Source organism: Bacillus sp. URHA0034, assembly GCF_056280405.1.
In genome coordinates, this window is the sequence record NZ_JBWCDK010000002.1 from 5,950,550 (window position 1) to 5,976,684 (window position 26,135).

At 38.3% G+C, this 26,135-nt stretch carries 29 protein-coding genes, 3 tRNA genes, 2 other RNA genes and 2 pseudogenes; 7 read left to right on the plus strand and 29 right to left on the minus strand.

The window, feature by feature from the left end:
* Positions 1–7 precede the first annotated feature (7 nt).
* The 9 genes and pseudogenes from ACZ9EE_RS30955 to ACZ9EE_RS30995 all read right to left on the minus strand — a co-directional run bounded on the left by ACZ9EE_RS30955 (position 8) and on the right by ACZ9EE_RS30995 (position 4,042).
* The gene (locus ACZ9EE_RS30955) at positions 8–1,276 is read right to left on the minus strand and encodes an ABC transporter substrate-binding protein (RefSeq protein ID WP_476032425.1); all 1,269 of its coding nucleotides are present in this window, start codon (positions 1,274–1,276) and stop codon (positions 8–10) included.
* Positions 1,277–1,619: 343 nt separating this feature from the next.
* Positions 1,620–1,950 (minus strand): annotated as a pseudogene (locus ACZ9EE_RS30960) (DUF1904 family protein).
* Positions 1,951–1,988: 38 nt separating this feature from the next.
* The gene (locus tag ACZ9EE_RS30965; protein ID WP_476032426.1) at positions 1,989–2,207 is read right to left on the minus strand and encodes a hypothetical protein; all 219 of its coding nucleotides are present in this window, start codon (positions 2,205–2,207) and stop codon (positions 1,989–1,991) included.
* 142 nt (positions 2,208–2,349) lie between these two features.
* An RNA gene (gene ffs / locus ACZ9EE_RS30970) (signal recognition particle sRNA small type) lies at positions 2,350–2,434 on the minus strand.
* Positions 2,434–2,505, minus strand: a tRNA-Asn gene (locus tag ACZ9EE_RS30975). The genes ffs and ACZ9EE_RS30975 overlap by 1 nt, the downstream gene beginning before the upstream one ends.
* A gap of 9 nt (positions 2,506–2,514) precedes the next feature.
* A tRNA-Thr gene (locus tag ACZ9EE_RS30980) sits at positions 2,515–2,590 on the minus strand.
* Between the two features lie 221 nt (positions 2,591–2,811).
* Positions 2,812–3,173, minus strand: a transfer-messenger RNA (tmRNA) gene (gene ssrA / locus ACZ9EE_RS30985).
* Between the two features lie 9 nt (positions 3,174–3,182).
* Positions 3,183–3,273 (minus strand) — tRNA-Ser (locus tag ACZ9EE_RS30990).
* Positions 3,274–3,310: 37 nt separating this feature from the next.
* A complete protein-coding gene (locus ACZ9EE_RS30995; RefSeq protein WP_476032427.1) occupies positions 3,311–4,042 on the minus strand; it encodes a hypothetical protein in 732 nt (243 codons plus the stop codon).
* A gap of 230 nt (positions 4,043–4,272) precedes the next feature.
* Between ACZ9EE_RS30995 and bacA the strand changes: the two genes are divergently transcribed.
* On the plus strand, positions 4,273–5,070 hold the full coding sequence (bacA, locus tag ACZ9EE_RS31000) for an undecaprenyl-diphosphate phosphatase (RefSeq protein WP_476032428.1): 798 nt from the start codon (positions 4,273–4,275) through the stop codon (positions 5,068–5,070).
* 332 nt (positions 5,071–5,402) lie between these two features.
* Positions 5,403–5,882, plus strand: a complete 480-nt coding sequence (locus ACZ9EE_RS31005; RefSeq protein ID WP_476032429.1) for a hypothetical protein — start codon at positions 5,403–5,405, stop codon at positions 5,880–5,882.
* Positions 5,883–6,159: 277 nt separating this feature from the next.
* Here the strand turns inward: ACZ9EE_RS31005 and ACZ9EE_RS31010 are convergent.
* The 8 genes and pseudogenes from ACZ9EE_RS31010 to ACZ9EE_RS31045 all read right to left on the minus strand — a co-directional run bounded on the left by ACZ9EE_RS31010 (position 6,160) and on the right by ACZ9EE_RS31045 (position 12,626).
* Positions 6,160–6,902, minus strand: a pseudogene (locus ACZ9EE_RS31010) (ABC transporter permease).
* Positions 6,903–7,664, minus strand: coding sequence for an ABC transporter ATP-binding protein (locus ACZ9EE_RS31015; RefSeq protein WP_476032430.1), 762 nt, complete (start codon positions 7,662–7,664; stop codon positions 6,903–6,905).
* Positions 7,665–8,007: 343 nt separating this feature from the next.
* A complete protein-coding gene (locus ACZ9EE_RS31020; RefSeq protein ID WP_476032431.1) occupies positions 8,008–8,349 on the minus strand; it encodes a DUF1048 domain-containing protein in 342 nt (113 codons plus the stop codon).
* Positions 8,350–8,365: 16 nt separating this feature from the next.
* Positions 8,366–8,692, minus strand: coding sequence for a PadR family transcriptional regulator (locus tag ACZ9EE_RS31025; RefSeq protein WP_476032432.1), 327 nt, complete (start codon positions 8,690–8,692; stop codon positions 8,366–8,368).
* A gap of 429 nt (positions 8,693–9,121) precedes the next feature.
* Entirely contained in the window at positions 9,122–9,547 is a 426-nt protein-coding gene (locus ACZ9EE_RS31030; protein WP_476032433.1) for a MaoC family dehydratase, read from the minus strand.
* Positions 9,548–10,020: 473 nt separating this feature from the next.
* On the minus strand, positions 10,021–11,229 hold the full coding sequence (locus tag ACZ9EE_RS31035; protein WP_476032434.1) for an MFS transporter: 1,209 nt from the start codon (positions 11,227–11,229) through the stop codon (positions 10,021–10,023).
* Between the two features lie 230 nt (positions 11,230–11,459).
* Entirely contained in the window at positions 11,460–11,906 is a 447-nt protein-coding gene (locus ACZ9EE_RS31040; RefSeq protein WP_476032435.1) for a carboxymuconolactone decarboxylase family protein, read from the minus strand.
* Between the two features lie 66 nt (positions 11,907–11,972).
* Positions 11,973–12,626 carry an FMN-dependent NADH-azoreductase gene (locus ACZ9EE_RS31045; protein ID WP_476032436.1) on the minus strand — a complete coding sequence of 218 codons (654 nt, stop codon included), beginning with the start codon at positions 12,624–12,626 and terminating at the stop codon, positions 11,973–11,975.
* A gap of 204 nt (positions 12,627–12,830) precedes the next feature.
* On the opposite strand from ACZ9EE_RS31045, the gene ACZ9EE_RS31050 reads away from it, so the two are divergent.
* On the plus strand, positions 12,831–13,322 hold the full coding sequence (locus ACZ9EE_RS31050; protein ID WP_476032437.1) for an RrF2 family transcriptional regulator: 492 nt from the start codon (positions 12,831–12,833) through the stop codon (positions 13,320–13,322).
* A 358-nt stretch (positions 13,323–13,680) separates the two neighbouring features.
* Here ACZ9EE_RS31050 and ACZ9EE_RS31055 read toward each other — a convergent pair whose 3' ends face one another.
* Entirely contained in the window at positions 13,681–14,433 is a 753-nt protein-coding gene (locus tag ACZ9EE_RS31055) for an SDR family oxidoreductase (RefSeq protein ID WP_476032438.1), read from the minus strand.
* Between the two features lie 151 nt (positions 14,434–14,584).
* Here ACZ9EE_RS31055 and ACZ9EE_RS31060 point away from each other — a divergent pair, with 151 nt between their 5' ends.
* Positions 14,585–15,124 (plus strand): TetR/AcrR family transcriptional regulator, encoded by a 540-nt coding sequence (locus ACZ9EE_RS31060; protein WP_476032439.1) that lies wholly within the window; start codon positions 14,585–14,587, stop codon positions 15,122–15,124.
* Positions 15,125–15,443: 319 nt separating this feature from the next.
* Here the strand turns inward: ACZ9EE_RS31060 and ACZ9EE_RS31065 are convergent, their stop codons facing one another.
* The 4 genes from ACZ9EE_RS31065 to ACZ9EE_RS31080 all read right to left on the minus strand — a co-directional run bounded on the left by ACZ9EE_RS31065 (position 15,444) and on the right by ACZ9EE_RS31080 (position 17,214).
* Entirely contained in the window at positions 15,444–15,728 is a 285-nt protein-coding gene (locus ACZ9EE_RS31065) for a hypothetical protein (protein WP_476032440.1), read from the minus strand.
* 65 nt (positions 15,729–15,793) lie between these two features.
* Complete coding sequence (locus tag ACZ9EE_RS31070; protein WP_476032441.1) at positions 15,794–16,510, minus strand: DUF4386 domain-containing protein; 717 nt, start codon at positions 16,508–16,510, stop codon at positions 15,794–15,796.
* Between the two features lie 31 nt (positions 16,511–16,541).
* Entirely contained in the window at positions 16,542–16,766 is a 225-nt protein-coding gene (locus ACZ9EE_RS31075) for a helix-turn-helix transcriptional regulator (RefSeq protein ID WP_476032442.1), read from the minus strand.
* 1 nt (position 16,767) lies between these two features.
* Entirely contained in the window at positions 16,768–17,214 is a 447-nt protein-coding gene (locus ACZ9EE_RS31080; protein ID WP_476032443.1) for a hypothetical protein, read from the minus strand.
* 211 nt (positions 17,215–17,425) lie between these two features.
* Between ACZ9EE_RS31080 and ACZ9EE_RS31085 the strand changes: the two genes are divergently transcribed.
* On the plus strand, positions 17,426–17,983 hold the full coding sequence (locus tag ACZ9EE_RS31085) for a 3D domain-containing protein (RefSeq protein WP_476032444.1): 558 nt from the start codon (positions 17,426–17,428) through the stop codon (positions 17,981–17,983).
* Positions 17,984–18,086: 103 nt separating this feature from the next.
* Here ACZ9EE_RS31085 and ACZ9EE_RS31090 read toward each other — a convergent pair whose 3' ends face one another.
* Positions 18,087–18,554, minus strand: coding sequence for a DUF3291 domain-containing protein (locus tag ACZ9EE_RS31090; RefSeq protein ID WP_476032445.1), 468 nt, complete (start codon positions 18,552–18,554; stop codon positions 18,087–18,089).
* 316 nt (positions 18,555–18,870) lie between these two features.
* Here ACZ9EE_RS31090 and ACZ9EE_RS31095 point away from each other — a divergent pair, with 316 nt between their 5' ends.
* Positions 18,871–19,110 carry a hypothetical protein gene (locus ACZ9EE_RS31095; protein ID WP_476032446.1) on the plus strand — a complete coding sequence of 80 codons (240 nt, stop codon included), beginning with the start codon at positions 18,871–18,873 and terminating at the stop codon, positions 19,108–19,110.
* Positions 19,111–19,228: 118 nt separating this feature from the next.
* Here ACZ9EE_RS31095 and ACZ9EE_RS31100 read toward each other — a convergent pair whose 3' ends face one another.
* From ACZ9EE_RS31100 to ACZ9EE_RS31110, 3 genes are all read right to left on the minus strand, one after another.
* Positions 19,229–19,921, minus strand: a complete 693-nt coding sequence (locus ACZ9EE_RS31100) for a DUF3888 domain-containing protein (protein WP_476032448.1) — start codon at positions 19,919–19,921, stop codon at positions 19,229–19,231.
* Between the two features lie 217 nt (positions 19,922–20,138).
* A complete protein-coding gene (locus ACZ9EE_RS31105) occupies positions 20,139–20,654 on the minus strand; it encodes a DinB family protein (RefSeq protein ID WP_476032449.1) in 516 nt (171 codons plus the stop codon).
* Between the two features lie 71 nt (positions 20,655–20,725).
* The gene (locus ACZ9EE_RS31110) at positions 20,726–21,163 is read right to left on the minus strand and encodes a VOC family protein (protein WP_476032450.1); all 438 of its coding nucleotides are present in this window, start codon (positions 21,161–21,163) and stop codon (positions 20,726–20,728) included.
* A gap of 445 nt (positions 21,164–21,608) precedes the next feature.
* On the opposite strand from ACZ9EE_RS31110, the gene ACZ9EE_RS31115 reads away from it, so the two are divergent.
* Positions 21,609–22,175, plus strand: coding sequence for a CBO0543 family protein (locus ACZ9EE_RS31115; RefSeq protein ID WP_476032452.1), 567 nt, complete (start codon positions 21,609–21,611; stop codon positions 22,173–22,175).
* 195 nt (positions 22,176–22,370) lie between these two features.
* Here ACZ9EE_RS31115 and ACZ9EE_RS31120 read toward each other — a convergent pair whose 3' ends face one another.
* The 3 genes from ACZ9EE_RS31120 to ACZ9EE_RS31130 form a co-directional block, all read right to left on the minus strand.
* Positions 22,371–22,700, minus strand: coding sequence for a protealysin inhibitor emfourin (locus ACZ9EE_RS31120; RefSeq protein WP_476032453.1), 330 nt, complete (start codon positions 22,698–22,700; stop codon positions 22,371–22,373).
* Positions 22,701–22,731: 31 nt separating this feature from the next.
* Positions 22,732–23,796 (minus strand): M4 family metallopeptidase, encoded by a 1,065-nt coding sequence (locus ACZ9EE_RS31125; RefSeq protein WP_476032454.1) that lies wholly within the window; start codon positions 23,794–23,796, stop codon positions 22,732–22,734.
* A gap of 133 nt (positions 23,797–23,929) precedes the next feature.
* Complete coding sequence (locus tag ACZ9EE_RS31130; RefSeq protein ID WP_476032455.1) at positions 23,930–25,624, minus strand: glycoside hydrolase family 13 protein; 1,695 nt, start codon at positions 25,622–25,624, stop codon at positions 23,930–23,932.
* Positions 25,625–26,135 lie beyond the last annotated feature (511 nt).

Here is a 26,135-nt window from a genome sequence, read left to right on the forward strand (position 1 = left end):
ACAATCTCTATTTTGTTTGGAATTTAACCTTTGATTTGAAATCATCGGTTGCCTTTAACGCTTGATCCAATGTCTTTTTCCCTAAGAGCCACTCGGCAATATACGTTGTATATTGTTGTTGGTACGGCCATGGAATTTGGACATTGCCGATATTCGCATCGATAACACCAGCGTTTTTATATTGATTAATATCATTCACATAGTCACTTTTCACATCTGGAACGACAACCGTAAGCAAGCTCTGAGTTTGAACTTGGTTAATGTATTCCTTTGCTAGATTCTTATCTGTTGCGAGTATTTCCAATACTTTTTTCACTTCTTTAGGATGTTCCGTTGTTTTGCTGGCCGACCAGGTATAATCAGATTGCATGATTAATTTCGTATTCTCGGCATCAACAGCAGGTGTCGGGAAGAAACCGAGTTTAAAGTCAGGGTTATTCTTGAAGATTTGGGCAGGAGCCCATGTCCCAATAATCCACATCGCTGTTTTTCCATTGGCAAACATATCAGCTGCTCCGGTAAAATCTACTCCGAATGGATCTTTTTCTGTATTTTCATAGAGGTCCTTAAAATGTTGGAAGGTTACTTTATATTCTGGTGATTTGGCAAAGGAAACATTTCCTTTTTGTAAATCAGATCCCCATTCTGGATATTTAGAAAATACTTCTAAAGTAGCAAACTGGTTCGCTGAATTACCCATTTGATAGTCTTTATAGTGAGAGGTAAATGGAGTGATTCCCTTATCTTTTAACGTTTTGGCAACTTCCATTAATTCTGCCCAAGTTTTAGGAATCTGGATATGGTTGTCGTCAAAGATTTGTTTATTGTAAAAAACCCCTTGGAAATTGGCTGTGTATGGTACAGCGTAGTCTTTCCCATCTACTTGAAGAGTTTTACGGACATCATCTGGAAATTCTTTCATAAACGGTTCATTGGATAAGTCCATTAAAAACTGAGCATATTTGGGATGATCGCCGCCCTTAATCATGACAATATCCGGAAGTTGTTTTCCGGCAATTCTTGTTTGCATGACAGAGTTGAAATCCTTGTCCCAATTAATATTTTCAAATTGGAGTGTTACGTTCGGAAGTTTCTTTTTGACTGCCTCAACCAGGGCCTTTTGAGCTTCTTTCTTATTGGTTGTATTCCAATCTAGGACCTTTAAGGTAATCTTTCCGTCCGCACTTGAACTGGACTTTGAACTACAAGCGACTAAGGATAACATCAGTACAAACACAACTAGTATACCAGCTGCTTTCATGAAAGCTTGCTTCATTCGATTCTCTCCCCTTTAATGGTATTATCTTTCAGACAATAAATGAATGAGATCTAGAAACATGTGTTTCTCAAAAATAAATAAAATTGTAAGCGGTTACAACTTCTGGATTATATATTTCATTTATGTACGATTAGTCATTCACCACCTTTTTTAATGTTAGAATATTTTTAATCTTAAATCTATTCACTATTATACTTTTTGATAAAAGTGTACTTCAATAGACAATCCTAACTTCCTGACACCATCCATGTATAAAATCCTAACCTTTTAATAAAATGAAAAACAAAAAAACAGCACAAATGTTGTGCTGCTTCGGTAGATATCTTCAAAAACCTTGGCCTTAAGCGAAATTTTTCCCATTTAAATAATAGGCAGACTCCAAGAATATTGAAAAGCCAACTTCTAGTTCAGAAATACCTATGGATTGGAGATGTTTTCTAATGATTCCTGCAAATTGATCTTGTATGTCCTGACCTCGGTCAAACCATTTTACCTCGATAAAAGGAAAACCCTCGACCTCATTTTGATTAAATACGAAGGTAGACTGGATGATTTCTAAGGTGAAATTGTCGGTTTCACACTGACAAAGATTAGCTAAATTCCATAACTAGCGGAGTACTGATATTTTTGACTTTATCTACTGAAATCCCTTTAAAAATTAATTGTGGCATAACATTTCCTCCAGAAGCTTGTATAGGTGTAAGTAACGTTAATCAATCACCCTTGTTACCGCATGTCCGCATTTTTTACATTGACCACGCAATACAATGCCATGAGGTGAGTCTTCAACGATATATTTTTCAATGGTAACTGCTTCTGAACAAGAACTGCACCAAACATTCTTTTCCAGCATTCTACGTGTTTCTTCAGGGATTTCCAGCCATTTTTTATTGGCACTAAAGGAAATGACATCTTTATCACTGTTCATTTTAACAACTCCTTTTCTACTTTTAGACATTTGACTCAATAGTAAATTCTGGTTGTCGCTTTTATATTTAATCATTTTCGATGCTTAAAGTAAAAGAAAAACGCTAAACTCATTGAGAGTCTAGCGTTTTTCTGTTTCGTCCTATGTAATAGTCCACACAATTTCACTAGTTATGGCTGCTGCGTTCCCGCCCTGACCTGTTCCCAGTGTCTTTGTTGGACTATGACTCCGCAGGTAGGACTCGAACCTACGACCGATCGGTTAACAGCCGATAGCTCTACCACTGAGCTACTGCGGAATATTTTGCTGGTGCCGGCTAGAGGACTTGAACCCCCAACCTACTGATTACAAGTCAGTTGCTCTACCAATTGAGCTAAACCGGCAAATAATTTGAGAAGTTAAAGGTTTGAACACGCTGGATAGTTAGCGTCATCCTGACCTCAGAATGCTTATGCAAGCAGTAGCTCGGTCAGTATGCTGAAGGCTATTCAAGCAGCCTATTCGGTCGTGCTCTACCAATTGAGCTAAACCGGCAATGTTCCATTCGTCATGAATATATTATACAAATTACACGAAATCTAATCAAGATTTTTTTAAAAAAAATTAGTGGAAATGACGGGAGTTGAACCCGTGTGCAAAGATATTGCCACTTATACTTCTACGAGTGTAGTCAGTAGTATTAATTTCGATGACTTCTTTAGCCTACTGACAGGCATGGAAGCAGCTAGTCTGATTGTTCTCTTCCTTCATCCTCAGACAGCGGAATCCGGCGTAGTCCACTAAAAATGAGTCCCTTACCCTACCACATGGACGATGGAGAGAGGAACCGCTATCGGCTGTTATTAGGCAGCGAAAGCGAAGTTGTTGTTTTGTTTGCCAGTTATCGGCTTTATCGTTTTTACGAGGCCGAATCCCTCGACTCGCAATATAAGCTCAAACTATCCCTGTCGATACCAAGACATTCCCATAGTAATATGGCAGAGAAGAAGGGATTTGAACCCTCGCGCCGGTTACCCGACCTACACCCTTAGCAGGGGCGCCTCTTCAGCCTCTTGAGTACTTCTCTGTGGTAAAAATTTCTGTTAGCCAACTTACAAGAACAACTATATCATCTCTTCCATTTGAAAGCCAGCTGTAAATTTTGGTAGTCCAAAAGTCCTGGTATGTTGATTTTTTGTCGAAACTGCATGAAAAATCCACCATCTCGCTCTTTTGGCTTTGCCTTGTCCGATGTTGGCACGACTTCGGACACCATCTCGCACTTTTGGCTCTTCCTTGTCTGAAGTTGGCTTGACTTCAGACACCACCTCGCTTTTTTGGCTTTGCCCTGTCCGAAGTTGGCTTGACTTCAGACACCACCTCGCTCTTTTGGCTTTGCCTTGTCCGAAGTTGGCTCGACTTCGGACACCATCTCGCTCTTTTGGCTTTGCCTTGTCCGAAGTTGGCTCGACTTCGGACACCATCTCGCTCTTTTGGTTTTGCCTTGTCCGAAGTTGGCTCGACTTCGGACACCATCTCGCTCTTTTGGCTGTTCCTTGTCCGAAGTTGGCTCGACTTCGGACACCATCTGGCTTTTTTGGCTTTGCCTTGTCCGAAGTTGGCTTGACTTCGGACACCATCTGGCTCTTTTGGCTTTGTCTTGTCCGAAGTTGGCTCGACTTCGGACACCATTTGGCTTTTTTGGCTCTTCCTTGTCCGAAGTTGGCTTGACTTCGGACACCATCTGGCTCTTTTGGCTTTGTCTTGTCCGAAGTTGGCTCGACTTCGGTCACCACCTTTCTAATAATGGAAGGAAATAGTGGTTTTGTTCCTATATTAAGTCCATGCTTAACCATTTTTTACTGAATCGACTTCCGTTTTGATTAATTTTTGTTTTGCTGTTGCTAGATTCCCTATCATATTGTAATCTTAACTTTGTGTGAATTTATTAGCACTACTTGAATTATAGTTCTTGGGATACTATATTTCATTTTGCAGAAGATGAAATTTTTTGTATAATTTTAGAGAAAATTGTATCTTTTTGATGCAAAAACAAATAACAACATTTAAGGGAAGAAGGAAAAACATGAGTGAACATATTATAGCCTTTATTTTAGGAATTGTAGAAGGCTTAACAGAATTTTTGCCTGTATCCTCTACAGGACACTTAATTTTAGTGGGTCATTTATTGGGGTTTACGGGGCAAAAGGCAAATACTTTTGAGGTCATTATCCAACTTGGGTCTATGCTGGCTATTTTGGTACTGTATTGGAAAAGATTCCTGTCACTTTTAAATTTCAGTACGATTGGAAAGCCAGTAAAGAAATTAGACGTCATACATATTATCTTAGGGGTCATCCCTGCTGCTTTCGTAGGACTAGTGTTACATGACTTTATCAAAAATCAACTTTTTTCACCTAATGTCGTGGTAGTCAGCCTAATCGCTGGTGCAATATTAATGATCTTTGCAGAAAAAAAACATGGCAATTTCACTGCTAACACAGTGGATGAATTAAGCTATAAGCAAGCGTTAGCGATTGGATTATTTCAATGCTTAGCAGTTATCCCTGGTTTTTCTCGTGCTGGTTCCACTATATCTGGGGGATTACTAGCTCGTGCTAATCATAAAACCTCTGCTGAATTTTCCTTTTTAGTCGCCCTGCCTATTATGGTGGGTGCCACAGGATTGGATTTTGTTAAAAGTTTACCTTTCTTACATTCAAGCGACATTCCGATGTTCGCGATCGGTTTTATCACTGCCTTTGTGGTGGCGTTGTTAGTAGCCATCGTTTTCATTAAATTGATAGAAAAAATTGGATTAACCGTTTTCGCCTATTACCGAATTGTATTGTCTGCCCTATTCATTATCTTTGTTATTCTCTAAGAATGAATGAAGCCTGTAATTGTTAATCTGTCAGGATTAACGATTACAGGCTTCTTTTTTATGTTTCTTTTTTAAAAAGAGAATTTATTTACAAATTTGCTCGGATATTAACAAAAATTTGAGGATATTAACAAATTTAGGTGGCTATTAACAAAATTTGATACGATATTAACAAATTTTTGGATATATTAACAAATCACCAGATTACCGTCTCAAACTGGATAAATGTTAAGTTCCTCTAGCCCATGATTAATTAGTCCTATTTGAAGAATCGAATAATTTTGATTTGGTTAGAATGACATAGACAGAGAAAATGGTAAAAGGATGTTATTATGGTAGGTCTGATCATTGCAATCATTGTTTTTAATTTAATCGCACTTAAAATCAAAAAACGATTATCTCTAATCCAAATGGTCCATATTTGGGCTTTTACGATTGCCTTTCAAACAGTTTTTGATGTTTATATTGATTTTAAATATCATGGGTATTGGTATTTCTCAAAAAGTGTCGATTGGAATTCATTTATCGCACTCATCTTTTTAGTTCCGCCCGTTAATGTTATTTTTTTAAATTTCTTTCCTTATAAGAAGACACTGATGATGAAAATTATCTATCTGGCCACTTGGGAGGTTGCTTTACTACTTTACGAAGTAATTACGTTACTACCGGAACCGTGGGGGTATTTTCATTATGGCTGGTGGACATTATGGCATTCGCTAATCATAAACCCCATTCTTCTCTTGATTTTGTTAGGATACTATAAATGGATGGTGAAATTAGAAAAAAGGTCAACTCTTGCCAGTGAATTTTAAATATTAATAGGAACTCAGCTAACTTGGAAACGCTAGGATTGGTGGTAAATTCAATTGCCCCCTCGCCAGCGTTTCCTATTTTATTAAAATTCAATAACCTACCAAGAAAATCTGTTATTTAACTGATAAAATGCATATTTCTCTAGAGGAAATTAATGTTCTAATTCCATGATTTCTTCGATCGTTGCACCGCGTTTAAGTAGAGGTTTCCATGTGTAGCAAAGCATTCATCGTACGGGGCTGACTATTGATAGGGGCTAATCCCTTAATGATGTACTTATCCTAACTGTCGTTTATATGCTTACTGGCGAAGAAGTAAGCGATGACCATGAGTCCGACACACCAGGCAAGCGCGATCCAGATATCGTTGCCAACAGCTCCTTCATACAAGAGGGCTCGAACCGCATTCACGATTGAAGTCACGGGCTGATTCTCTGCGAACGCACGGACTATTTTAGGCATGGTTTCGGTAGGGACAAAGGCCGAACTAATAAACGGCAGGAAAATCAGCGGGTACGAGAAGGCTGTCGCACCTTCCATAGACCCCGCTGTCAATCCGGGTATGACCGCAAGCCATGTCAGCGCCAATGTAAACAGCCCGAGAATCCCAGCTACCGCAAGCCAATCTAGGATACCGGCACTTGAACGGAAGCCCATCAAGAGGGCGATAAGAATAACGACCACGACAGTAAACGTATTGGAAACAATCGAAGTTAACACGTGAGCCCACAATACCGATGAGCGCTTGATGGGCATGGTAATGAAACGCGACATCAGTCCACTCTTTACATCGTTAAACAGTCGCAAGGAAGTGTAAGCAACGCCGGAAGCGATAGCCATCAGCAAGATTCCTGGCAATAAATAATTGACGTAGTTTTCCGTTCCCGTTTCTATCGCGCCGCCAAATACGTATACAAACAGCAGCATCATCATAATCGGTGTAATGGCCACCGTAATAATCGTATCCGGGCTGCGCATGATGTTGCGCAATAATCGTCCTAGTAATACCCATGTATTCATTTAAATCTCCTCCTTTTTGCCGATGATCGCGAGGAAAATTTCCTCCAATGTTGGCTGCTTCTCGATATACTCCACTTTCGCTGGCGGGAACATCTCTTTGAGTTCTGTAAGGGTACCTGTTGTGATGATTTTTCCTCCATGCAGGATGGCGATATGGTCAGCCAGTTGTTCGGCTTCCTCCAGATACTGGGTCGTCAGCAAGATGGTCGTGCCTCCGCCGGCAAGCTCCTTAACGGTATCCCAGACTTCAATCCGCGCTTCGGGGTCAAGCCCTGTCGTCGGTTCGTCGAGAAAAATGACTTCTGGTGTCCCTATCAGACTCATGGCGATGTCCAGCCGACGCTTCATCCCGCCGGAATACTTATCCGCCCGGTGGTTGGCCGCATCGGTCAGGTTGAATCTTGCGAGCAGATTGTCAGCGACTTGAGCGGGATTGGAAACTCCCCGCAACTTGGCGATCATTATCAGGTTTTCTCTTCCTGTAAGCATGCCGTCTAAAGCTGCGAACTGTCCTGTCAAGCTGATGCTTTTGCGAACTTGATCCGGTTGACGCTGGACGTCAAAGCCGCAAATTTTGACTTCGCCCCCCTCATGCTTCATAAGTGTCGAGAGGATGTTGACCGTCGTCGTCTTCCCCGCTCCATTTGTGCCCAGCAGGGCGAAGATTTCGCCACGCAGCACCTCAAAATCCACCTCCATTAAGACTTCCTTATCTTTAAAGGATTTTTTTACCCCTTTTACAGAAATCGCGACATTACTCATCCCTTTTTCCTCCTTCTAATAAGCGGATTAAGCCGCTAGTTTGGCTATACCCCCACTACTCTGTCTGACTGATATTCTGTATTACTTACTAGTTGATTAAAAATATAACTGAATAGTGAAGGTGACACATTTCATTTTGTAACCAGCTATTCAGTCGAATTTATCTATTGAATTTATTTTTTTCCAATCGCTTCATGCTACGCTGATTCGAATCTTCACGATACTTGTCGACATAGGTTGTAGCGGTAGCCACTAGTTCGTCGATAAGGAAGCCAAGTCGTCCCCAGTGACGGTTTGCTTGGTTATTGCCGATGATAGGCGAAACTCCACTTGGAATTCACCGTTAACCACGACCAATCGTATCGTTCAATTTCTTGCGATATTTGTCCTTCCAAGTTTGCTCATCCTTCACCAATTCGTCGCAAAAAGCAGCTACGTCCTCGCCCGTTAGGTCAGTGACTTTCTTGCCTTCCGCTGCTCCTTCCTCAAAGAGGTCGAGAATGCCGCCAAAGATACGGCTGCTGTCCTTCCAGTCGGTGGGTCCACCACCAGCAGTCCACATATATTTTTGAATAGCTTTGTAAGCGTTGCGGTACTCACTTGGAAGTGCCTTCGCACGCGCCTCCATCTCCCTCCATTCCCGTTTGTCATCCAGGCTTCCAATAATTTTTTCAAAAAAATTCATTTTACCTCTCTCCTTTTTATTTTATTTTAGTCTTAAGTTCGTTAATTTTACTTGAGACGAAATCCCATTTTTTCCAAAAGAATTTAAGCTGTTCTTGACCTGCCGCATTGAGGGTGTAAAATTTTCTCGGCGGTCCCATAGTGGATGGCTTTTTCTCGATGTCCACTAGATTGTTTTTCTCAAGCCTCATGGTAATCGTATAAACTGTGCCTTCAACCACATCAATGAAGCCAAGTTCCCGCAGCTGTTGCGTGATTTCATAGCCGTAAGTTTCACCGCGGCTGATGATCTCAAGCACACAACCTTCAAGCACCCCTTTCAGCATTTCCGTGATGTTTTCCATTCTTTCCCTCCATTTATATTTTACTTATATTTTTTCAGTACTCTATAACACAGGTATTTTGTATTACAGATATTCAGTACTACTCACTACTAGTATATAGTATTACTGAATAGCGCCATTTGTCAATAAAACTTTACGTCAAAAAAGCCCTTTTACGACTTCAAGGTATTTTTATCAAATTTGACAGCTTGGACTTTTAATAAATACCTTTAGCTCCCTAACAACAATAATGATAAAACACCAGTTGTCGAATGGGAGCTTTCTTATTGGGCTAAAATTATCCTCCCAATATTTCCATCTCACATTTTTTGAGATAGCTTTCGAATTGTCTTTCTTAAGCTAACCTGCCCGTTTCTACAATAAGAAATTTTTCCTTCTTGAAGAAACGCCCTCGTTTGTTGAAGAAGCAGATTACTATCTACAATTACTTTATCGCTTGATCAATACAGATAATTCACCTTCAAAAACTTTTTTTTCTTTATCATTAAAGGTAGATAACAATACGGTAAGGATACCTGTTTCATTTTTAGTTGCTTTCTTATCAATAACTTCAACAATGATATGCAATTCATCTTCGGGATACACAGGCTTTATAAATTTAATATTATTCATCTTTGTTCCAGCAACGACATCCTCACCATAGAAACCTTCTTCAACCCAAAGCTTAAAAGAAATTGCTAATGTATGTATACCTGAAGCAATGATACCATTAAACCTTCCCCGATTTGCCTTTTCCTCATCCAAATGCATATATTGGGGGTCAAATTCTCCTGCAAACCTCATAATATCCTCTTTTGTTATTTTTAACGATTTAGTTTGGAATACTTGTCCAATTTTAAACTCATCAAACTTCATGCTAACTCTCCTATATTGTTGTTAATGTACTTTTTTATTTTAGCACTACATACCAAACAAGGGAAAAAATGCGTCGAGGTTGGGACTTAGATCTCGTATAACAAGCGAAGCAGTGACACTGCATGGAGGAATTAGGGGTACTGGAAAATTACTAGTTTAGGAGGAGGATTTAGAAATGAATCCAGTCATTGGTCTGGATTTTTCAAAAGGGGAAAGTCACTTAAGTTCGTTAATTTTACTTGAGTCGAAATCCCATTTTTTTTAAAAGATTTCAAGTTGCTCTTGACCTGCTGCACTGAGGTTGTAAAATTTTCTAAGCGGTCATATAATGGATGGCTTCTTCTTGATGTCCACCAGCGATACTTCTTATTGAAGTATCGCGCCTGTTAGCATATAAGAAGAACCTGATGTATTTGTATCATATAACTAAATCTATAATGAAAAGTTAAATTTAGTATAAAGTAACATAATTGTTAGACTTTCCTTCTCCTGATATTAACTCCTCTTTTTACTGAACTACCAATTTTTCCATGTAGCAAATAGTAAACTCCAATCCCTGCAAGAACGAAGAAAGAGCTATAAAAGTATAATGCACTATACCCTACTTTTACTGTTGCGAGACCGAATAAAAAGGAGCCAATTCCAAATCCAAAATCAAATGTTGATAGGTAGGTAGCCGTAGCCAAGGCCCTTTTATCGGCTGGAGCAATTTCAATGGCAATGGTTTGAAGACTTGGAAAGATAGTTCCCCATCCTAAACCAATAAGTGCAGCTGAAAGAAGAAATAACGGTAATGATGGTGAAATGCTAAGTAAATATGTCCCAACTGCAAAAAGTATAATTGATGGGTAGATAATGTTATTCGCCCCATATCGATCATACCATTTTCCAGTAAACGGTCTAGAAATGAAAAGGACAAAAGCATAAACTACAAAAAAATAACTGGCTGCCTCAACTAAACCAATTTCCTTGGCATAAATCGATACAAAGGAAATAACTCCAGAATAAGCCAAGGCGAAAAATCCAGCAATTAATGAAACGGGAATAGCAGAAACCTCAAATAAGGTCTTTATTCCTTTATTTGATTCTAAATGTTTGACTTTTTGGCGTACTGTTTCTTTAGGAATCCGAACAAAAAAGACAAAAATTAGAGCAACTAAATTCAATAAAGCATTAATGAAGAACAATTGATTTGTTCCTCCAAGATGCATAATAGTTAATCCTAAAAATGGTCCAGCGACCATACCGAGATTTAGTGTTAAACCGTAATAACCCATCCCTTCCCCTTTGCGTGATTCAGGGATAAGGTCTGCTACGATGGCTCCTGTAGCTGTAGTTGCCATTCCAAATCCTATTCCATGGATACTTCGAATAATAAGGAGTAGCGTAATCGATTGAGTTATAAAATATAGAAATGATGAAGCAAATACAATTAGGAAGGCTGTCAAGAAAATAGGATATTTTCCATACCTTTCGATCCATTTTCCCGCGAATGGTCGAGTAATGATAGCTGCAATTAAAAAAAATGTAACGATGAGTCCAACTTCAGACTCGTTACTATTTAATTCTTGCAAAGCATATATCGGTAAAGAAACTAATAGATAGTAAAAAGTAGTAAAGGTTAGAAAATTTGCGATTGCACTACTAATGAAATTTTTTGTCCATAATTTTGGCTTGGTCATTTTATTCCTCCTAACTAAAAAACTTTTTTAGCAGCTGCCTCTATCCCTAATTGAACTATTCAATCTATCATCCAAACCTTTATAACTTTTATCGAGAAGAAATAAAATTTCCGCGTCAAACAAATTTAAACCGCCCTAAATCTAAAGGTACGTGCGGTGTTGTAGGAGGCCGGGGGGCAACCACCCCCGCCTACTACCGTTATAATTAGTGATATAGATGTTTGTTGAGATTAATTATTTTCAGTTGCTATATTCCCCATCGAAATAGAGATTCTATTCCAATTGTTTATTTGATTGATTATAAGTATAAGGTCAACATATTGTCTCTCGTCAAAATGTTCACGTACTCTATGATAAAGTTCATCCGGTACACGTTTTGTAGGGATTAACGTCACGTGCTCTGTCAACTCAAGAGCTACTTTTTCTGCATCTGTGTAAAATGTGCACTCACCCCAAGCACTGATACAATATAAACGTTGTTCCGTTTCTCCCATTTTTCTAGCATCAGCTGTATGCATGTTAAGACAATAAGCACAACCATTTATTTGGGAAGCTCGTATTTTTATAAGTTCTCGAAGATTCCGGTCTATACCTGTAGTTTTCGTATACTTCTCCATTTCCATCATGATTTTAAGTGCTTCTGGTACTACCTTGTAATAATCAATTCGTGGTTCCAAATTAATTACCTCCCTAATAAAAAGTCTATTTAAATGCCCTGTAAAAATAAATTTCAACGCTTTCCGCTAAGATCGTATTAATTTAGGTGCTAATCTTGATGCAGCTTCTTCAGCTTCTTTATATGCTTGTTGCAAAACTTCATTTGGTTCTTGTAAAGCAACTCCTTGTGCCCTAATGATTTGATAATCTTCAATACCAAGGAAATTGAACATTGACTTCAAGTATTTATTAGAGTAATCCACTTCTGTATACCAATCATTATTGGTATAGATTGCACCACTTGCTTGTATGACAAGCATTCTTCGTCCGTCTTTAAGTAGTCCTACTGAACCATTTTCAGTATATTTAAAAGTTTCACGAGCAATCATGATATTGTCCATGTAATCTTTTAACTTGGATGGAATATTAAAATTATGCAAAGGTAATACAATGACATACGTATTTGCACGTTTAAATTGTTGTAAAATCTCGGCCATTCGCTCTGTTACTTTTTGTTCTAGGCTAGTTAGCTCCTGTTCTTGTCGTTGTTTTTCCCATGCACTTAAAACCGTATTATCTATCATAGGCACTACATCACTATACAAGTTAATCTGTTCTATTACTCCGCTATCAGGAATTAATTCTTTATAAGTTTTCAAAAAGTGGTTAAAAACCTGCAAGCTAACTGAAGAAGTGTCATCAATTTTTGGATGTGCGTTAATGATAAGTGTTTTATTCATTTTTATTTCCCCTTTATAATAAATTTTTTACCTGAATTACAGATAAGATTAATCGACGATTAACTTTGTCTATAATATAAGCTATGATTATTTTTGTCAAATGAATAGGATTTTCCAAAAAAGTTTTCTTTTATTTGACTAACACCCTAAATACTCATATCATACAATTTGATAACCTTTAAAATTAAAAGCAGGTGTGTTTTTATGCAGTATAGTGTAGGAGTTGAATATGCTTTACATTGTCTCGTTTATTTAATTGATGCTCCTTCTAGTGAAAGTATTGGGATAAAGGACTTGGCAGAATTTCAAGGTATTTCTGAGACATATCTATCAAAAGTTTTCGGTAAATTATCTAAGGCGGGAATTGTCATCTCTGTCCCTGGTGTGAAGGGAGGATATAGGCTTTCTAAGTCCCCTGAGGATATTTCCTTTTGGGATGTAGTTGAAGCTGTTGAAGGTCCTAAGCGTATTTTTCAATGTAAAAATATTAAAGCTAATGGTTATTTGTATAGAGAAAACTGCTGTTCAGCCCCCTCCTCTTGCACCATCAATTTAGTTATGCTTTCTGCGGAAGAAAAAATGCGTGAATATTTGCAAAGTAAATCGCTTTCATGGTTAAACGAAGAACTAGACCGTGTCTTGCCAAAACAAATGCGTGAAAATACTCGGAAATATTTTTCAAATAGTAACTTATAAAACAAACCTCTCGTGAAATCACTTAAATAAGAGAGACTTAAAGAGTGCTTTAGATGAAAAAAATAGAGCAACTGGTAAAAGAAAAGGATACTTTCTAATCCTTTTTTGACCTAAGATTAAACATTCCTATGATTCATCTCCCAATAATGAAAAATAACCCTTCTCATAATCCGAGAAGGGCTATTTTAATAATTTTCGATATCTTATTTTCTTTTTACCAGGGGGTATATGCTAGGAAGAACAGAACGATTAACACGTTGAGTAGTTAAAACAGTTATATCGTAAATTTCTGCTAGTTGCTCAGCAGTAAACTCCTCAGCTGTACACGACCATAGGTCTAGTACTATGGATCAAGATATCATGCAAGGCCGCCATTAGAAAATATTACTTGCCCATTAATCCAGCGCCCTGAAGTGGCTAAATATAATACTGTTTCGGCAATATCCTCTGGGGTACCTAGACGTTCGATTGGCGTTGCTTTAGCAAAATTCTCAATTGTTTTTTTATCTTTACCATCTAAAAATAATGGTGTCGCTGTTGGACCGGGAGCTACGGTATTAACTGTGATATCTTTACCACGTAATTCGCGAGCTAATATCAAAGTCATTGATTCAACTGCTGCTTTACTTGCGACGTATGGAGCATATGTTGGTAACTGTGTTCGAGTGACAGACGTAGAAAAATTGATAATTGCACCACCTTGGCGAACACGCCGGGCCGCATGTTTGGATATCACAAAAGTTCCCCGAATATTTGTGCGGTACATTTTATCTAAATCATCCAAGTTAACGTCTGCGATCGAGCTGAGAATCATGATTCCTGCTGTATTGATAACAACATCAATAGCACCCAACTTTTCTTCAACAATATCGAAGGCTTCTTGCATACATTTTTCATCTGCGATATCTCCCCCTACACTAAGTGCCCTTCCACCTTTCTCTACAATCTCGTTTACTATAGTATCTGCTTTAAGCTTATTACTGGAATAATGCACAGCGACAGCGAATCCATTATCGACTAATTTTTTTACTATGGCATGCCCAATACCACCTGAACCACCTGTTACCAGTGCAACCTTCAAATCGTGTGTTTTGTTGGAATTTTTTTCCATGATATCTCTCCTCGTTAGTAGATAAGTTACATTTTTTATTTTTTGTAACTTTTGACAACATCATTATACATCACTTGGTTACAAAGTCAACATTTTGTAACCAAGTGATAATGATGTATAATAAAACGGAGAAAAGACTAGGGGGATCACTATGGCAATACTGAATAAAGAAAAGATTTTTTCCGTTACGGAAGAAATCATAATGAGGAAGGGGGTAGAAAAAACCACTCTCTCAGATATTGCAAAGGAACTCGGAGTTACTCATGCTGCATTTTATAAACATTACAAAAATAAAGAAGACCTATTACAGCAACTTGCACTCAGGTGGTTAGAAACTACTTCTAGAGAATTATTAGAATGGGAAGCCCCAAAAGGTGTAAGTTCCGCGGTTGCACTTCATGATTGGCTTTGGCTTCTGGCTACTACAAAGAAAAAACTCTATCATGATGATAGAGGTATGTTCCGGTTATATACAAATTATTTAGAGAGTAGTCAAACCCTAATTAAAGAGCATTTGCAACAATTAGCGAATAAAGTTGAGTCCATTAGTGGACTAAAACATTCTGGCAATGCTATTATTACGGCATTTGTATATTTCCATAATCCCTATTTTGCAGACCGTTGGGATAATGAGATTTATCAGGGAATGTTTGAAGATGTGTGGAGGTTAGTTGCTAACAAGCTCCTATAAGTTACGAATAGTAAGTATGTGAACATGAATAAAGAAGAACCAGAAGGAATTTTGTTGGCTTACTTTCGGACTCTACCTCACTCTTTTAGCTCTTCCTTGTCTGAAATTGGTTTGACTTCGGACACCATCTCGCTCTTTTGGCTTTGCCTTGTCCGATGCTGGCTCAACTTCGGACACTACCTCTCTCTTTCAGCTCTTCCCTGTCTGAAGTTGATCTGACTTCGGACACCATCTCGCTCTTTTGGCTCTTCCTTGTCTGAAGTTGGCTCGACTTCGGACACCACCTCGCTCTTTTAGCTCTTCCTTGTCTGAAGTTGGCTCAACTTCGGACACCATCTCGCTCTTTGGGCTTTGCCTTGTCCGAAGCAGGCTCGACTTCGGACACCATCTCGCTTTTTTGGCTTTGCCTTGTCTGAAGTTGGTTTGACTTCGGACACCATCTCGCTCTTTTGGCTTTGCCTTGTCCGAAGTAGGCTCGACTTCGGACACCATCTCGCTCTTTTAGCTCTTCCTTATCTGAAGTTGGCTCGACTTCGGACACCACCGTTCTAATAATGGAAGGAAATAGTGGTTTTGTTCCTGTATTAAGTCCATGCTTAATCAATTTTTACTGAATCGACTTCCGTGTTGATTAATTTTTGTTCCGATATCCAAAACCGAACCCGTTAGCTAATTTCCCATCGCTTTCTTTTTTAAAGACAAAGAGGATAGGGCAGATTCATTGAATCCTTTAACGATAAGCCATACGGCTAGGATCATTTCATTAGCTGCTACTGGCAGCGCCAAAATACCACCCCAAACAGAAATTTGTTCAATGACACCAAACATTACGAACAAGGCACAGATAAACACACAAGTTGCTCCAGTCATACCCAAGATTGGTATAAACCTTGGTACAAGCTTGGATTTATAAAAGATGTAACTGTACATCATTGTATTTATACCCAGCATGAAAAGAGGGCCAAGCATAAACGTCCAGTCATGGATAGCTTTTAATACGATCCCTGAAGCTTGAAAAGAAGCGGGATCCGGGGTTCCTGCTGCTACAAATTCCCGGCTTAAGGTCAAAAGGGACAATACGCTGATTATTCCAATAGTAATGATAATCGCTTCAAGAAACCGGAAGCAAACATGCCAGAGAGCGATCGTTTCATTATATTTTCTTAAAATCGGAAACATCGTTGTTGAAGTACCAATTGCTGAAACGACAAGAATTAACTCCATAACCGCTCCAAGTATCACTTGGTTGGCGTGTTTGGAACCATTAATCAGGTAATCAGGACCTTTTAAGATAGGATTGTATAAATTGAGACCGACTACCGCGGTAACGGCTGCAAGGATAAACAGTACTCCCACAATTTTCGCTGCTGTTTTGTATGAATTCATCCATGTTCTCCCCTTCTATTAATAAATTGCCCTACTGTTTTGGCTTCTCCCCATAGAAAAATACCTGTTCCAACGGTAAGTCAAAGGCGTGAGCAATTCGAAAAGCGAGTTCTAGAGATGGAGAGTAGTTTCCTTTTTCGAGAGCCACGATGGTTTGTCTTGTTACACCTACCTTGTCAGCTAACTGCTGCTGGGTCATTTCATCATGGTTGAATCGTAATTTTCGAATGTGATTGCCGACAAGTTTTTTGCCCATATTAGACTCCTTTCCGATAATGATAGAGTTTGGTAACGGAGCCAGTCACATCAGAAATGAATCCAAAAATGATCAGGATCATGAACATCAATTGTGACGGCTGAAAGAGGATTAGCGATCCCATTGCTACTAGAAAACCGACGATGAACACAAAAAAAGAATTTCGGTGCGCCTTCAATTCTATTAACTTATCTAGTTCATCTGCAAAGGTTGGTTGCTTTTCTCGGGTCGTAATTCTAAAGACAATGTTAAAAATAATGCTGATAATGATATGTGCGACGATTGAAAACAGTGTCAGATTGAGAACGAAGGAACCCCAAAAGCGAAAGGTTTCTGTGGACTCTATCCCCCCATCGGGTAATCGTGGATACATGTACAAGCAATAAGCAGCGAAAATGAGGATAGCGCTGATCAAGGTTACGATGCTCTTCTTTTCTTGATAGGTCATGGTTTACACCTCCTGTATGGTCACTTTTACATTGGGTAAAGTATTATATGCATGATGTAAAGTAAAGTATACATTAAGTTATGTGTACTTTACTTTTTTATTTTGAAAAATTTTCCAATGATGAATGTCACGAAAATAGTAAACTATTGAAACAGAATTGAAACATTACTTTGGTATTATTTTAATACCGTAGAACAAAGGAGTTTTAATAGTGAAAAAATCCCTGGTAACGATTTCAACATCTCTGATGCTTTTATTTGGAATTAGTAGCGGTGCATCTGCTGCATCTAATACATATACCGTAAAAAAAGGCGATTCTCTTTCAAAAATTGCCAAGACTTATCATATTACCGTCAGTAATTTAAAACAATGGAACCATCTTTCGTCCGACTTGATTAAAATAAATCAAAGTTTAAAAATAGTAAATCCTGGAACTCCAGTGAAAAGTACACCTGTGAAGACAACTCCTGTAAAGGCGGTAAAAGAAATCACAGTCAGTGCCTCTGCTTACACGTTAAACTTTGCCCGTTGTACAGGTATAACAGCGACCGGTATAAACTTAAAGAAAAACCCGAATCAAAAGGTCATCTCCGTTGATCCGAAAGTGATTAAGCTGGGTTCTAAGGTGTATGTCCCTGGTTACGGTTATGCAATCGCGGGAGATACTGGTGGTGCCATCAAAGGAAATAAGATTGATGTATTTATTCCTTCTCAAAAAGCAGCCATCCAATGGGGCCGAAAAACGCTAAAAATACAAATTTTGAACTAAGTAGCTTCCTACTCTATCAAATTTTCATCCTTATTGGTCTATAAAGTGAAAAAACTCGCCAAAGTATATTTGGCGAGTTTTTTATATTAGTTATACTAGAACGTTACTTAACTAAGCACCTCTCCCCTTCTTCATCAAATGCTTGCTTTAAATCAAATGCAAAAGCAGTAGGTCCATTTTGAATAAAATAGTTGTATCTCTTGAAAGCCTCATCCCACGAGACATCCTTCAGCTTCTCTGCCCACCATACTACATAGGAAAGGTGTTTTTCTTGATAAGGTTCCATCCATTTGTTCCTCTCTCTCAACGCTTGCCTGTGCTGACCAGAATAGGTAAAACGATATAAGGATTGAAGGCTTTTCCATACGGTTAGTGTAAGAACAGGAACACCCTCCCCCTTTTTGGCTTCTTCAGGTATTGGGACGCCATCAGGTGAAAACGCCTCTATAAGTTGTCCTGATTTAATTGCCTGGGTAAAAACTTTATTTCCTACTTCAAAAAATTCACGAGAGGCTGGGTGGTCATGGGGGTAATTTAGCCTGCCAACAGTATAGATTGAAACTATAGCCATAAACAGCCCTCCATAGATAATTTTTACTTATTTATATTCAAGTAAGTTTGGACCTCATAACTAATTCTTTGGCGATCAGTATTGGACCGTATTTGCTTTAGTTATCTACAGCTATGAATAAGCAACGGAGCTAATTTCACCAAAGATCCCTTCTGCTGACCCTCCATACCAAGTCGCATATGCTCCCGCCTGTTCTTTAAATGAAACTGATATTGCTGAACAGACACTAAAATATAATTGACATGAAACCTTTTGGTGTTATAATAAAAAGCGAAACCAAATGGTGTTACAATTTTAATTCTAGGAGGAAAAAGGAATGGACAAGCAAGGACAAGAAATGTTTTTAAATTTTATTTTACATAGGGTTCAAGAGGGTAAGGAGGATGAAGCAAGAGAAATACTTACAGAAAACTTCAGGAAACAAGCTGAAGGTACTTTTTCACAAGAAGATATTCAAGAGTTTATCCCTAAGATGATTAGTCTAATAAAACCAGAGAAGCTAGAGGAAATACAAGCCGTTGTGAAACAATTTTCTGGAGATTTCGGGAATAAATAATATAAAAAGAGCCTTAAATATACAAGTGGTGTATAAATACTTGCATAAATAAGGCTCGTTTTTAATTAATCTTACTTCTGTAAAGCACCATTTAGTGAAGAACTTCTGTCTGTAAATATCAATGTGTCTCTAAAGGTATTTTATGAATCTTTGAAACATCTACATGGTCATATTTAAGCACTTTAAAGCTAGGAATTTCTAATGTGATTGTATCAAAACCAAATGGAATATTATGTGCACCTTCAAAAGTTACAATTTGAACAGTCATTTTGTATTTATCATATGATTCATCTTGGACAATATCAATAATCCTTGGAGAATCATATAGCCTTCCTTGAGGGTAATGAGATTTGGTTGCATTTAATATCTCTTTTCCGATAGCCCTTAAAAAAGCCTGTTCAAGGATTACGTTACTTCCCACTGTAGGTAGTTTCTTTTTCTCAATTTTGATGACTTTCCAACCATTATTTTCTTTTTTTAATGTATATAACAGATTTAATCCATCTAACTTGACTGCATGTATATAGGCAAAGCTTTCTTTAACATATATCCTTGGTTCTCTAACCCAAGTCCCAATATCCCCTTGTAAGACAGTTAATACTGTCCTTCCTAAAGGTGTAACCTGCCCTTTATCATCATAAAAAGGGAATTCACGAAAGAAATATATATCTTTAGCTTCAAGTCCTTTTAATTCAACATCAAAGTAATACTTATTTACAAATTCTTGACTTGGTGTTACTGACTTTGCAAAAACATTGGTACTGTTTATAAAAAAGAAAGTACAAAAAATCAGAAAGAGTTTATTTTTCACCACGAACCACCTACTTATAAATTTGTAGGTATCTTGCCCAGAACCTTATTTAACTAAACTGCTATGTTACCTTTAAGTACGTTCTGCACAATGTAAAAAAATCACCGAATCCCAATTAAAAAGACTTTCTATTCGTCTCTTATCCGCAGTTGTTTTGCCCTGCGCAAGTTGGAGGCGCTTATCCGCAAATTGGCTCTCTCTTTCCGCAAGTTAGTACTTAATTATCCCGTAATTCCCTAAGTAATTGGAAAATCTGTCCCCTATGATGTGATTCGTGCTCTACCAAATGATAAACAACCCATTCGGGGGTTACTTCATATTGTTCCAGTACCCGAGGTTTTCGCCAATCGTTTAAGTCCATTGAACGAAAATAGGTAAGAAATTCTTCACGAACTTTATTTAGGCGGTAAAAATGTTGTTCTAAACTCTCTCCCTCAAAGTGGGTTAAATTACTCTCAGTTCGACTTTCTAATGGAAATAATGAGCTAATTTCAGGATCCCAATCGGTTCCAAGCACTTCCACATATAACCAATCTGCCTCGACTAATGCAATGTGATACAAAAGAGTACCAATTGAATGTCTTTGACCTATTTTTCTGTCTAGGAAGCTTGGGCTCATTCCTGTTAATTCAGTTATAAGAGTACGACGAACATCCTCTAAACACCATAACCACCGGCCAATTTCTGCTTCATATCCTGTTAATGAAGAAACAAGTAACGATTTTTTATTCAATTATTCATCTCCTTTTAAAGTAAGAAATCTTTAAAGTTGAATATCTAAAGCATTTAAAGTCCATTCAATATTTAGCTGATTTTTTCCGCCAACTCTAAAATAATTCCCTCTGGTCCACGAACGTAGCATAACTTATAACTTTCTTCATATTGCTGTATCTCACTAAAGATTTCTGTGCCCTTCTTTTTCAATTTCGCCACAATAGCTTGAATATCTTCAACAGCAAAGCAAATATGTCGGATACCCAGCGTATTTGCAAAAGGTTGCTGAATATCTTTTTCATCTGACGGCGTATAAAACTTGACTAGCTCTATCCATGTCTCACCATCTGGCATCCCCAATCCTACACATGCCGTTTTAACATCATTAAGACCAACTATTCTGTCCAACTGTTCTCCTTCCAATTCCCATTCCGCTTGCACTTCAAGTCCTAAATCAAGAAAAAACGCTTTAGCCTCTGAAAGATCATTTACGTTTATACTCACATGATCTATTCTATTGATCTTCATACCCATACCTCCTATGTTCCTATTATTTCAAACCTGTTTTCGTTTAAGGCGTGGTTTGTAATTCTAATTCTAATTCGCTTAAAACAGAAAATATCCTTCTTCAACAAACCTGCCACTTCGTGCAGCTAGCATATCCTCACAAATATGTATAAATACTACAAGGACAAGCTTTCAACGTAGAGGTAGACAATGATTTGTAATAAGAGAACCGAGATTGTGTTATTAAACAATCTCGGTTTTCTTATTTTATTTATTAGTCCTTTTTTCAACTGTTAACATAAGATGAAAGGTGCGCTACCGGCATCCACTATTGGTAATCTCCGTACTCTACAGAGAATCGAGCTTCATCATTACCATGTTTTAGGGTGTGCAATAATTAATGTATATTCTTATTAAAAATTAATAAACCTAAAGGAATGCTTATGGATTGAAGAGGGTGATCATTTTGGCAAGTAAAGACAGCATTATCAGGATGCAGGATAAAAACTTTTATAATATTGAAGAATTAATGGACCAAAAGATAGAAATTTGGCAGGAACATGTTCTTTTTTCTCACTTATGGTGGTTTGGTGTTGCCCTCTCCATTCTCCCGTGGATAATCTGGTTTCTTATTAGAAAAAAGCAAAGTACCGATCGAATAATGTATGTGGGGTTTTATATTATGGCAATTTCAACCCTGCTTGATATTTTAGGAGACCAAACAGGCATTTGGCATTATCGGTTTCATGTTATCCCAACACTTCCTACCTATTTGCCATGGGATATTACGCTCATGCCTGTATCGATAATGATCCTCTTGCAGATTTTCCCAAAAATAAATCCATGGGTAAAAGCGATATTTTTCGCACTATTAACTTCCTATATTGCAGAACCATTTTTTGACTGGCTGGGTATTTATGAACCGAATGCCTGGCGTTATAGTTATTCTGTCCCGATTCAGATTGTTATTTTTATGAGTGCATATTGGCTTAGCCAACGGACTAAGTTTTCTCCATTGTATGAAGAAACATAAATAGTTTTTCATTGGATATACTCCGCTCTTCGCTACTAGAGGGGCGTCTTATTTTATTACAAGCGATTATCCTTATTTAGTTTAATAAGAGCTTTTTCATTTGCTCTCACATTTTTTTCGTCGTGTGACTCCTTAAGTATCCTTTACTTTAAGTAAACTTTTTCATTTATATTTATCTATTAATTACAGTACATCTCATCGCTCCTTTATGACATCCATTTTCGCGGCAATGGCCAAATTACGTAAATATTCTAGTAATGGCTGTACTTCTTTCGGAGCTGTTACATCCGTATATGAAAAAGCAAATTTTTCCATTCCATTTTCTATTTTTAATAAATAGATAAAAGCATCTGCTCCTGAAGTTGGAACATTAGCTTCATTCATCGATTTGATTTCCAGCATTCTGGATTCCTTAAGTAAGTCCAACAACTTCTCCGCTTTTTCGTTAGGCAGTTTCTGAATTTCACATTCATACTTTAAGTTGAGATTGGCGATTCCACCTGTACAACTAAATTGAATCTGCATGTTAAGCCTCCAATTCAAACAACCAATCAGATTAATAAGGTAATCCAACTGTTTTAAAAGCAGATTTTACTGTTTTTGCCGCTGTTTCGGGAACCATTCCGCTGTTAGCAAGTTTTTGTGCTGCAGTCTCAACAATGTCAACGAATTGATTGAAATTTGCTGTTGCAAATAAGCTTTGGATCGCATGGTACCAGATTAACGCTGCTTGTTCAGTTCCAATTTCCATTGAAACAAGATAGAAGACTTTATTTGGTATACCGCTGTTGATATGGACTCCATTATTATCGTCTTCTCCCTGATAATAATTTTTCATGTGGTCAGGCTGCAAATCCTTCCCCATTAATTTATTATCAAACGCAGTACCGGGAGCTTTCATTGAACGGAGGGCTTGTCCTTTTAATGAAGGACCCATAATATCCGCGCCAATCAGCCAATCCGCATCTTGTGCTGTTTGTTTTAAATAGTTCTGCTTAATGGCAATTCCAAATACATCTGAGATATGTTCATTTAGCGCTCCAGACTGGCCTGCATACTCTAAGCCATTCGTAAACTGAGTGACACCGTGTGTCAATTCATGTCCAATAACATCGATAGAATTCGTAAAGTTAATAAAAATCTCCCCATCTCCATCTCCAAATACCATTTCATCGCCATCCCAAAAGGCATTCATAAAATTATGCCCGTAATGAACGTTTAGAACAAGGTCAAGTCCATTATTGTCAATCGAATTGCGCAATAATACGTTCTTGTAGTAATCACGGACAATCCCTGCATAATCGTATGCATGATTCACTGCAGAATCCTGAGAAGTTGAACGGTCTCCTTCTTTCCTAACCTCCATCGCTCTGAGGTTTGTTCCGCCTTCACAATCGTATACATGACGTGCGGATTCTGAGTATGGTCTAACTATTGCATCTGTGAGCTCAACAATACCCGTAATATCGAATTCCTTTAAATTTCTACGTACTCTTACCTGGCGGCTTTTGGATAAACTAATCCTTGCTTCTTCAATATTGTTTTTGGCCAAATTTTCAAGAATATAGCTAGGAATTATAAAACATTGACAATGATTATGTGAGCAGTAATTTGTTTTCATATTTTCTCCGCCCTTTCATAAAACATATTTTATAACTATTAATTCGTTTTCTATGAAGCACAGTTTCTGCTGGGGGATCTTTTGACTCGCTCTTTTTAATGAACATAAACTAGCTGGCTGCGTTTTTAGTTCATTAATGATCGATCATTTTTAATTGGTAAATCCGTGCTTCATAAGGACTTAAAGTGATCTCCTGTAAATCCTCTTTTTTTGACTGGTAATTTGAGAGCAGCAGCTCTGCAGATAGATTGTTTAATTCTTTGGGCAGTTCAAAAACCGGCGTACGATCAAAGAAATTTAAGATGATCAATAGCTTCTCTTCTCCCAACGTACGGGTGTAGACGTAAAGGTCGGGGTCGAGAGGCAGCAGGAGCTTGTATTCTCCGTACACTAATGCTTCATGCTTTTTCCTTAAGGCAATTAGCTCACGGTAATAATGATAGATTGAATTTTCATCTTTTAATGCTTCTTGGACGTTAACTTCCTGATAATTAGAATTCACCTGGACCCAGGGCGTACCTGTCGTAAATCCTGCAGCATGAGAATCATCCCACTGCATAGGAAGACGCGAATTATCACGGCTTTTATTCCAAATTGCCTCCATAATCGTATCGAGTGGTATATCACTCTCGACCGCCTGTTGGTAATAGTTCAGCGTCTCAATATCACGATAATCTTCAATGGACTGGAACTTAGGATTTGTCATTCCAATCTCCTCTCCTTGATAAATAAAAGGAGTTCCTTCTAAGGTCAAAAGGAAGGTTGCTAACATTTTAGCCGATTCCTTTCGATATTTGCCATCATTTCCAAAACGGGAAACGGAACGCGGCTGGTCATGATTACAGAGATAATTGGCGTTCCAGCCTTTTCCATGCAGGACTGTCTGCCATTTACTCATCACATTTTTTAAATCGAGCAAATTCCAGGGCGTCAATTCCCATTTCCCCGTACCTCCTGTTGCGGAATCCAACTGCATATGCTCGAATTGAAACACCATATTCAATTCGTGCCGTTCATTACCAATATAGTCTAACGCCTGCTCAGGACCCAGCCCGGAGGTTTCACCCACAGTCACGATATCATACATGTTCATCACTTTTTCATTCAATTCTCGCAGTAGTGTATGTACCTTTTCCAGGTTGGAATATAGCGTATAGGCTCTCACATAGGGAAGATTGGTTGGATTAGGAGCATCAGGAAGGTTCTCAGCTTTGACAATGTGAGCAATGGCATCCAACCGGAATCCATCTATCCCCTTATCCAGCCACCAGCGGACCATCTTTTCCACCTCACTGATTACATTTTCATTTTCCCAATTTAAATCCGGCTGATTTTTGGTATAGAGGTGGAGGTAGTATTCGTCTGTCGTTTCATCGTATTCCCATACCGATCCGCTAAAATAAGATTCCCAGTTATTGGGCGGTCCGCCATTCTTCCCTTTTCGCCAAATATAATAATCTCGTTTGGGATTATCATGAGAAGAACGAGATTCTATAAACCATGGATGCTCGTCAGACGTATGGTTCACCACTAGGTCCATGATGATTTTAAGACCCCGTTCATGTGCTTGTGCAAGCAATTCATCGAAATCCTCCATCGTTCCGAATTGATCCATAATGGCATGGTAATCACTTATGTCGTAGCCATTATCGTGATTGGGCGACTGATAAATCGGACAAATCCATAGCGCGTCGATACCCAGATTCTTCAAATAATCCAATTTTGAGATAATCCCCTGCAAATCTCCAATACCGTCACCGTTAGAGTCCATGAAACTCATAGGATAAATTTGGTAAAAAACACTTTCCTTCCACCATTTCTTTTTCATCTATTGAGAATCCCCTTTCAAAATCATTGGTGAAAAACAATCTACTTTTTAACGAGGGCACTGAAAAAGCCCCTTAAATTTTAGTTGTGTAAGTAATTTGTCTGTTGATTTCCGCTCCAGGCGGCTTCGCTTTCCGCGGGCGTGCCGGGGAGCCACCTTGACGCTAGCGCCTGCGTAGTCTCCGCTGTCCCGTACTCCCGCAGGAGTCTTCGCCGCCTTCCGCTCCAATCAACCGAGTTCTTTTACTTAGTCTAAATTTAAAAAGGTATTCTTATCGTTAAGAGGAAATATACCTTGATTGTTGTTACTTTAGGATTCTTAACAAACTGACGGTTTTTCAGTGCCCTACTTTTTAACTACCCCATGTTTTCATGATAAAAACGTGCGGATTTATGGAGGGAAAATTCTATGTTTTTTTATGAACTATGCAAATCGTACTAGAAAGTGTTTTTTCGCCTTGTTTTTCTGATTTAATTGGTGGAATCATCTCTGAAACGTTTTTCGAATAAAT

Excerpts from the sequence above, each read along its gene's own strand:
- ACZ9EE_RS30955 (WP_476032425.1), bottom strand. The coding sequence starts at position 1,276 with ATGAAGCAAGCTTTCATGAAAGCAGCTGGTATACTAGTTGTGTTTGTA.
- ACZ9EE_RS30965 (WP_476032426.1), bottom strand. The coding sequence starts at position 2,207 with ATGAACAGTGATAAAGATGTCATTTCCTTTAGTGCCAATAAAAAATGG.
- ACZ9EE_RS30995 (WP_476032427.1), bottom strand. The coding sequence starts at position 4,042 with ATGGTTAAGCATGGACTTAATATAGGAACAAAACCACTATTTCCTTCC.
- bacA (WP_476032428.1), top strand. The coding sequence starts at position 4,273 with ATGAGTGAACATATTATAGCCTTTATTTTAGGAATTGTAGAAGGCTTA.
- ACZ9EE_RS31005 (WP_476032429.1), top strand. The coding sequence starts at position 5,403 with ATGGTAGGTCTGATCATTGCAATCATTGTTTTTAATTTAATCGCACTT.
- ACZ9EE_RS31015 (WP_476032430.1), bottom strand. The coding sequence starts at position 7,664 with ATGAGTAATGTCGCGATTTCTGTAAAAGGGGTAAAAAAATCCTTTAAA.
- ACZ9EE_RS31020 (WP_476032431.1), bottom strand. The coding sequence starts at position 8,349 with ATGAATTTTTTTGAAAAAATTATTGGAAGCCTGGATGACAAACGGGAA.
- ACZ9EE_RS31025 (WP_476032432.1), bottom strand. The coding sequence starts at position 8,692 with ATGGAAAACATCACGGAAATGCTGAAAGGGGTGCTTGAAGGTTGTGTG.
- ACZ9EE_RS31030 (WP_476032433.1), bottom strand. The coding sequence starts at position 9,547 with ATGAAGTTTGATGAGTTTAAAATTGGACAAGTATTCCAAACTAAATCG.
- ACZ9EE_RS31035 (WP_476032434.1), bottom strand. The coding sequence starts at position 11,229 with ATGACCAAGCCAAAATTATGGACAAAAAATTTCATTAGTAGTGCAATC.
- ACZ9EE_RS31045 (WP_476032436.1), bottom strand. The coding sequence starts at position 12,626 with ATGAATAAAACACTTATCATTAACGCACATCCAAAAATTGATGACACT.
- ACZ9EE_RS31050 (WP_476032437.1), top strand. The coding sequence starts at position 12,831 with ATGCAGTATAGTGTAGGAGTTGAATATGCTTTACATTGTCTCGTTTAT.
- ACZ9EE_RS31055 (WP_476032438.1), bottom strand. The coding sequence starts at position 14,433 with ATGGAAAAAAATTCCAACAAAACACACGATTTGAAGGTTGCACTGGTA.
- ACZ9EE_RS31060 (WP_476032439.1), top strand. The coding sequence starts at position 14,585 with ATGGCAATACTGAATAAAGAAAAGATTTTTTCCGTTACGGAAGAAATC.
- ACZ9EE_RS31070 (WP_476032441.1), bottom strand. The coding sequence starts at position 16,510 with ATGAATTCATACAAAACAGCAGCGAAAATTGTGGGAGTACTGTTTATC.
- ACZ9EE_RS31075 (WP_476032442.1), bottom strand. The coding sequence starts at position 16,766 with ATGGGCAAAAAACTTGTCGGCAATCACATTCGAAAATTACGATTCAAC.
- ACZ9EE_RS31080 (WP_476032443.1), bottom strand. The coding sequence starts at position 17,214 with ATGACCTATCAAGAAAAGAAGAGCATCGTAACCTTGATCAGCGCTATC.
- ACZ9EE_RS31090 (WP_476032445.1), bottom strand. The coding sequence starts at position 18,554 with ATGGCTATAGTTTCAATCTATACTGTTGGCAGGCTAAATTACCCCCAT.
- ACZ9EE_RS31095 (WP_476032446.1), top strand. The coding sequence starts at position 18,871 with ATGGACAAGCAAGGACAAGAAATGTTTTTAAATTTTATTTTACATAGG.
- ACZ9EE_RS31110 (WP_476032450.1), bottom strand. The coding sequence starts at position 21,163 with ATGAAGATCAATAGAATAGATCATGTGAGTATAAACGTAAATGATCTT.
- ACZ9EE_RS31120 (WP_476032453.1), bottom strand. The coding sequence starts at position 22,700 with ATGCAGATTCAATTTAGTTGTACAGGTGGAATCGCCAATCTCAACTTA.
- ACZ9EE_RS31125 (WP_476032454.1), bottom strand. The coding sequence starts at position 23,796 with ATGAAAACAAATTACTGCTCACATAATCATTGTCAATGTTTTATAATT.
- ACZ9EE_RS31130 (WP_476032455.1), bottom strand. The coding sequence starts at position 25,624 with ATGAAAAAGAAATGGTGGAAGGAAAGTGTTTTTTACCAAATTTATCCT.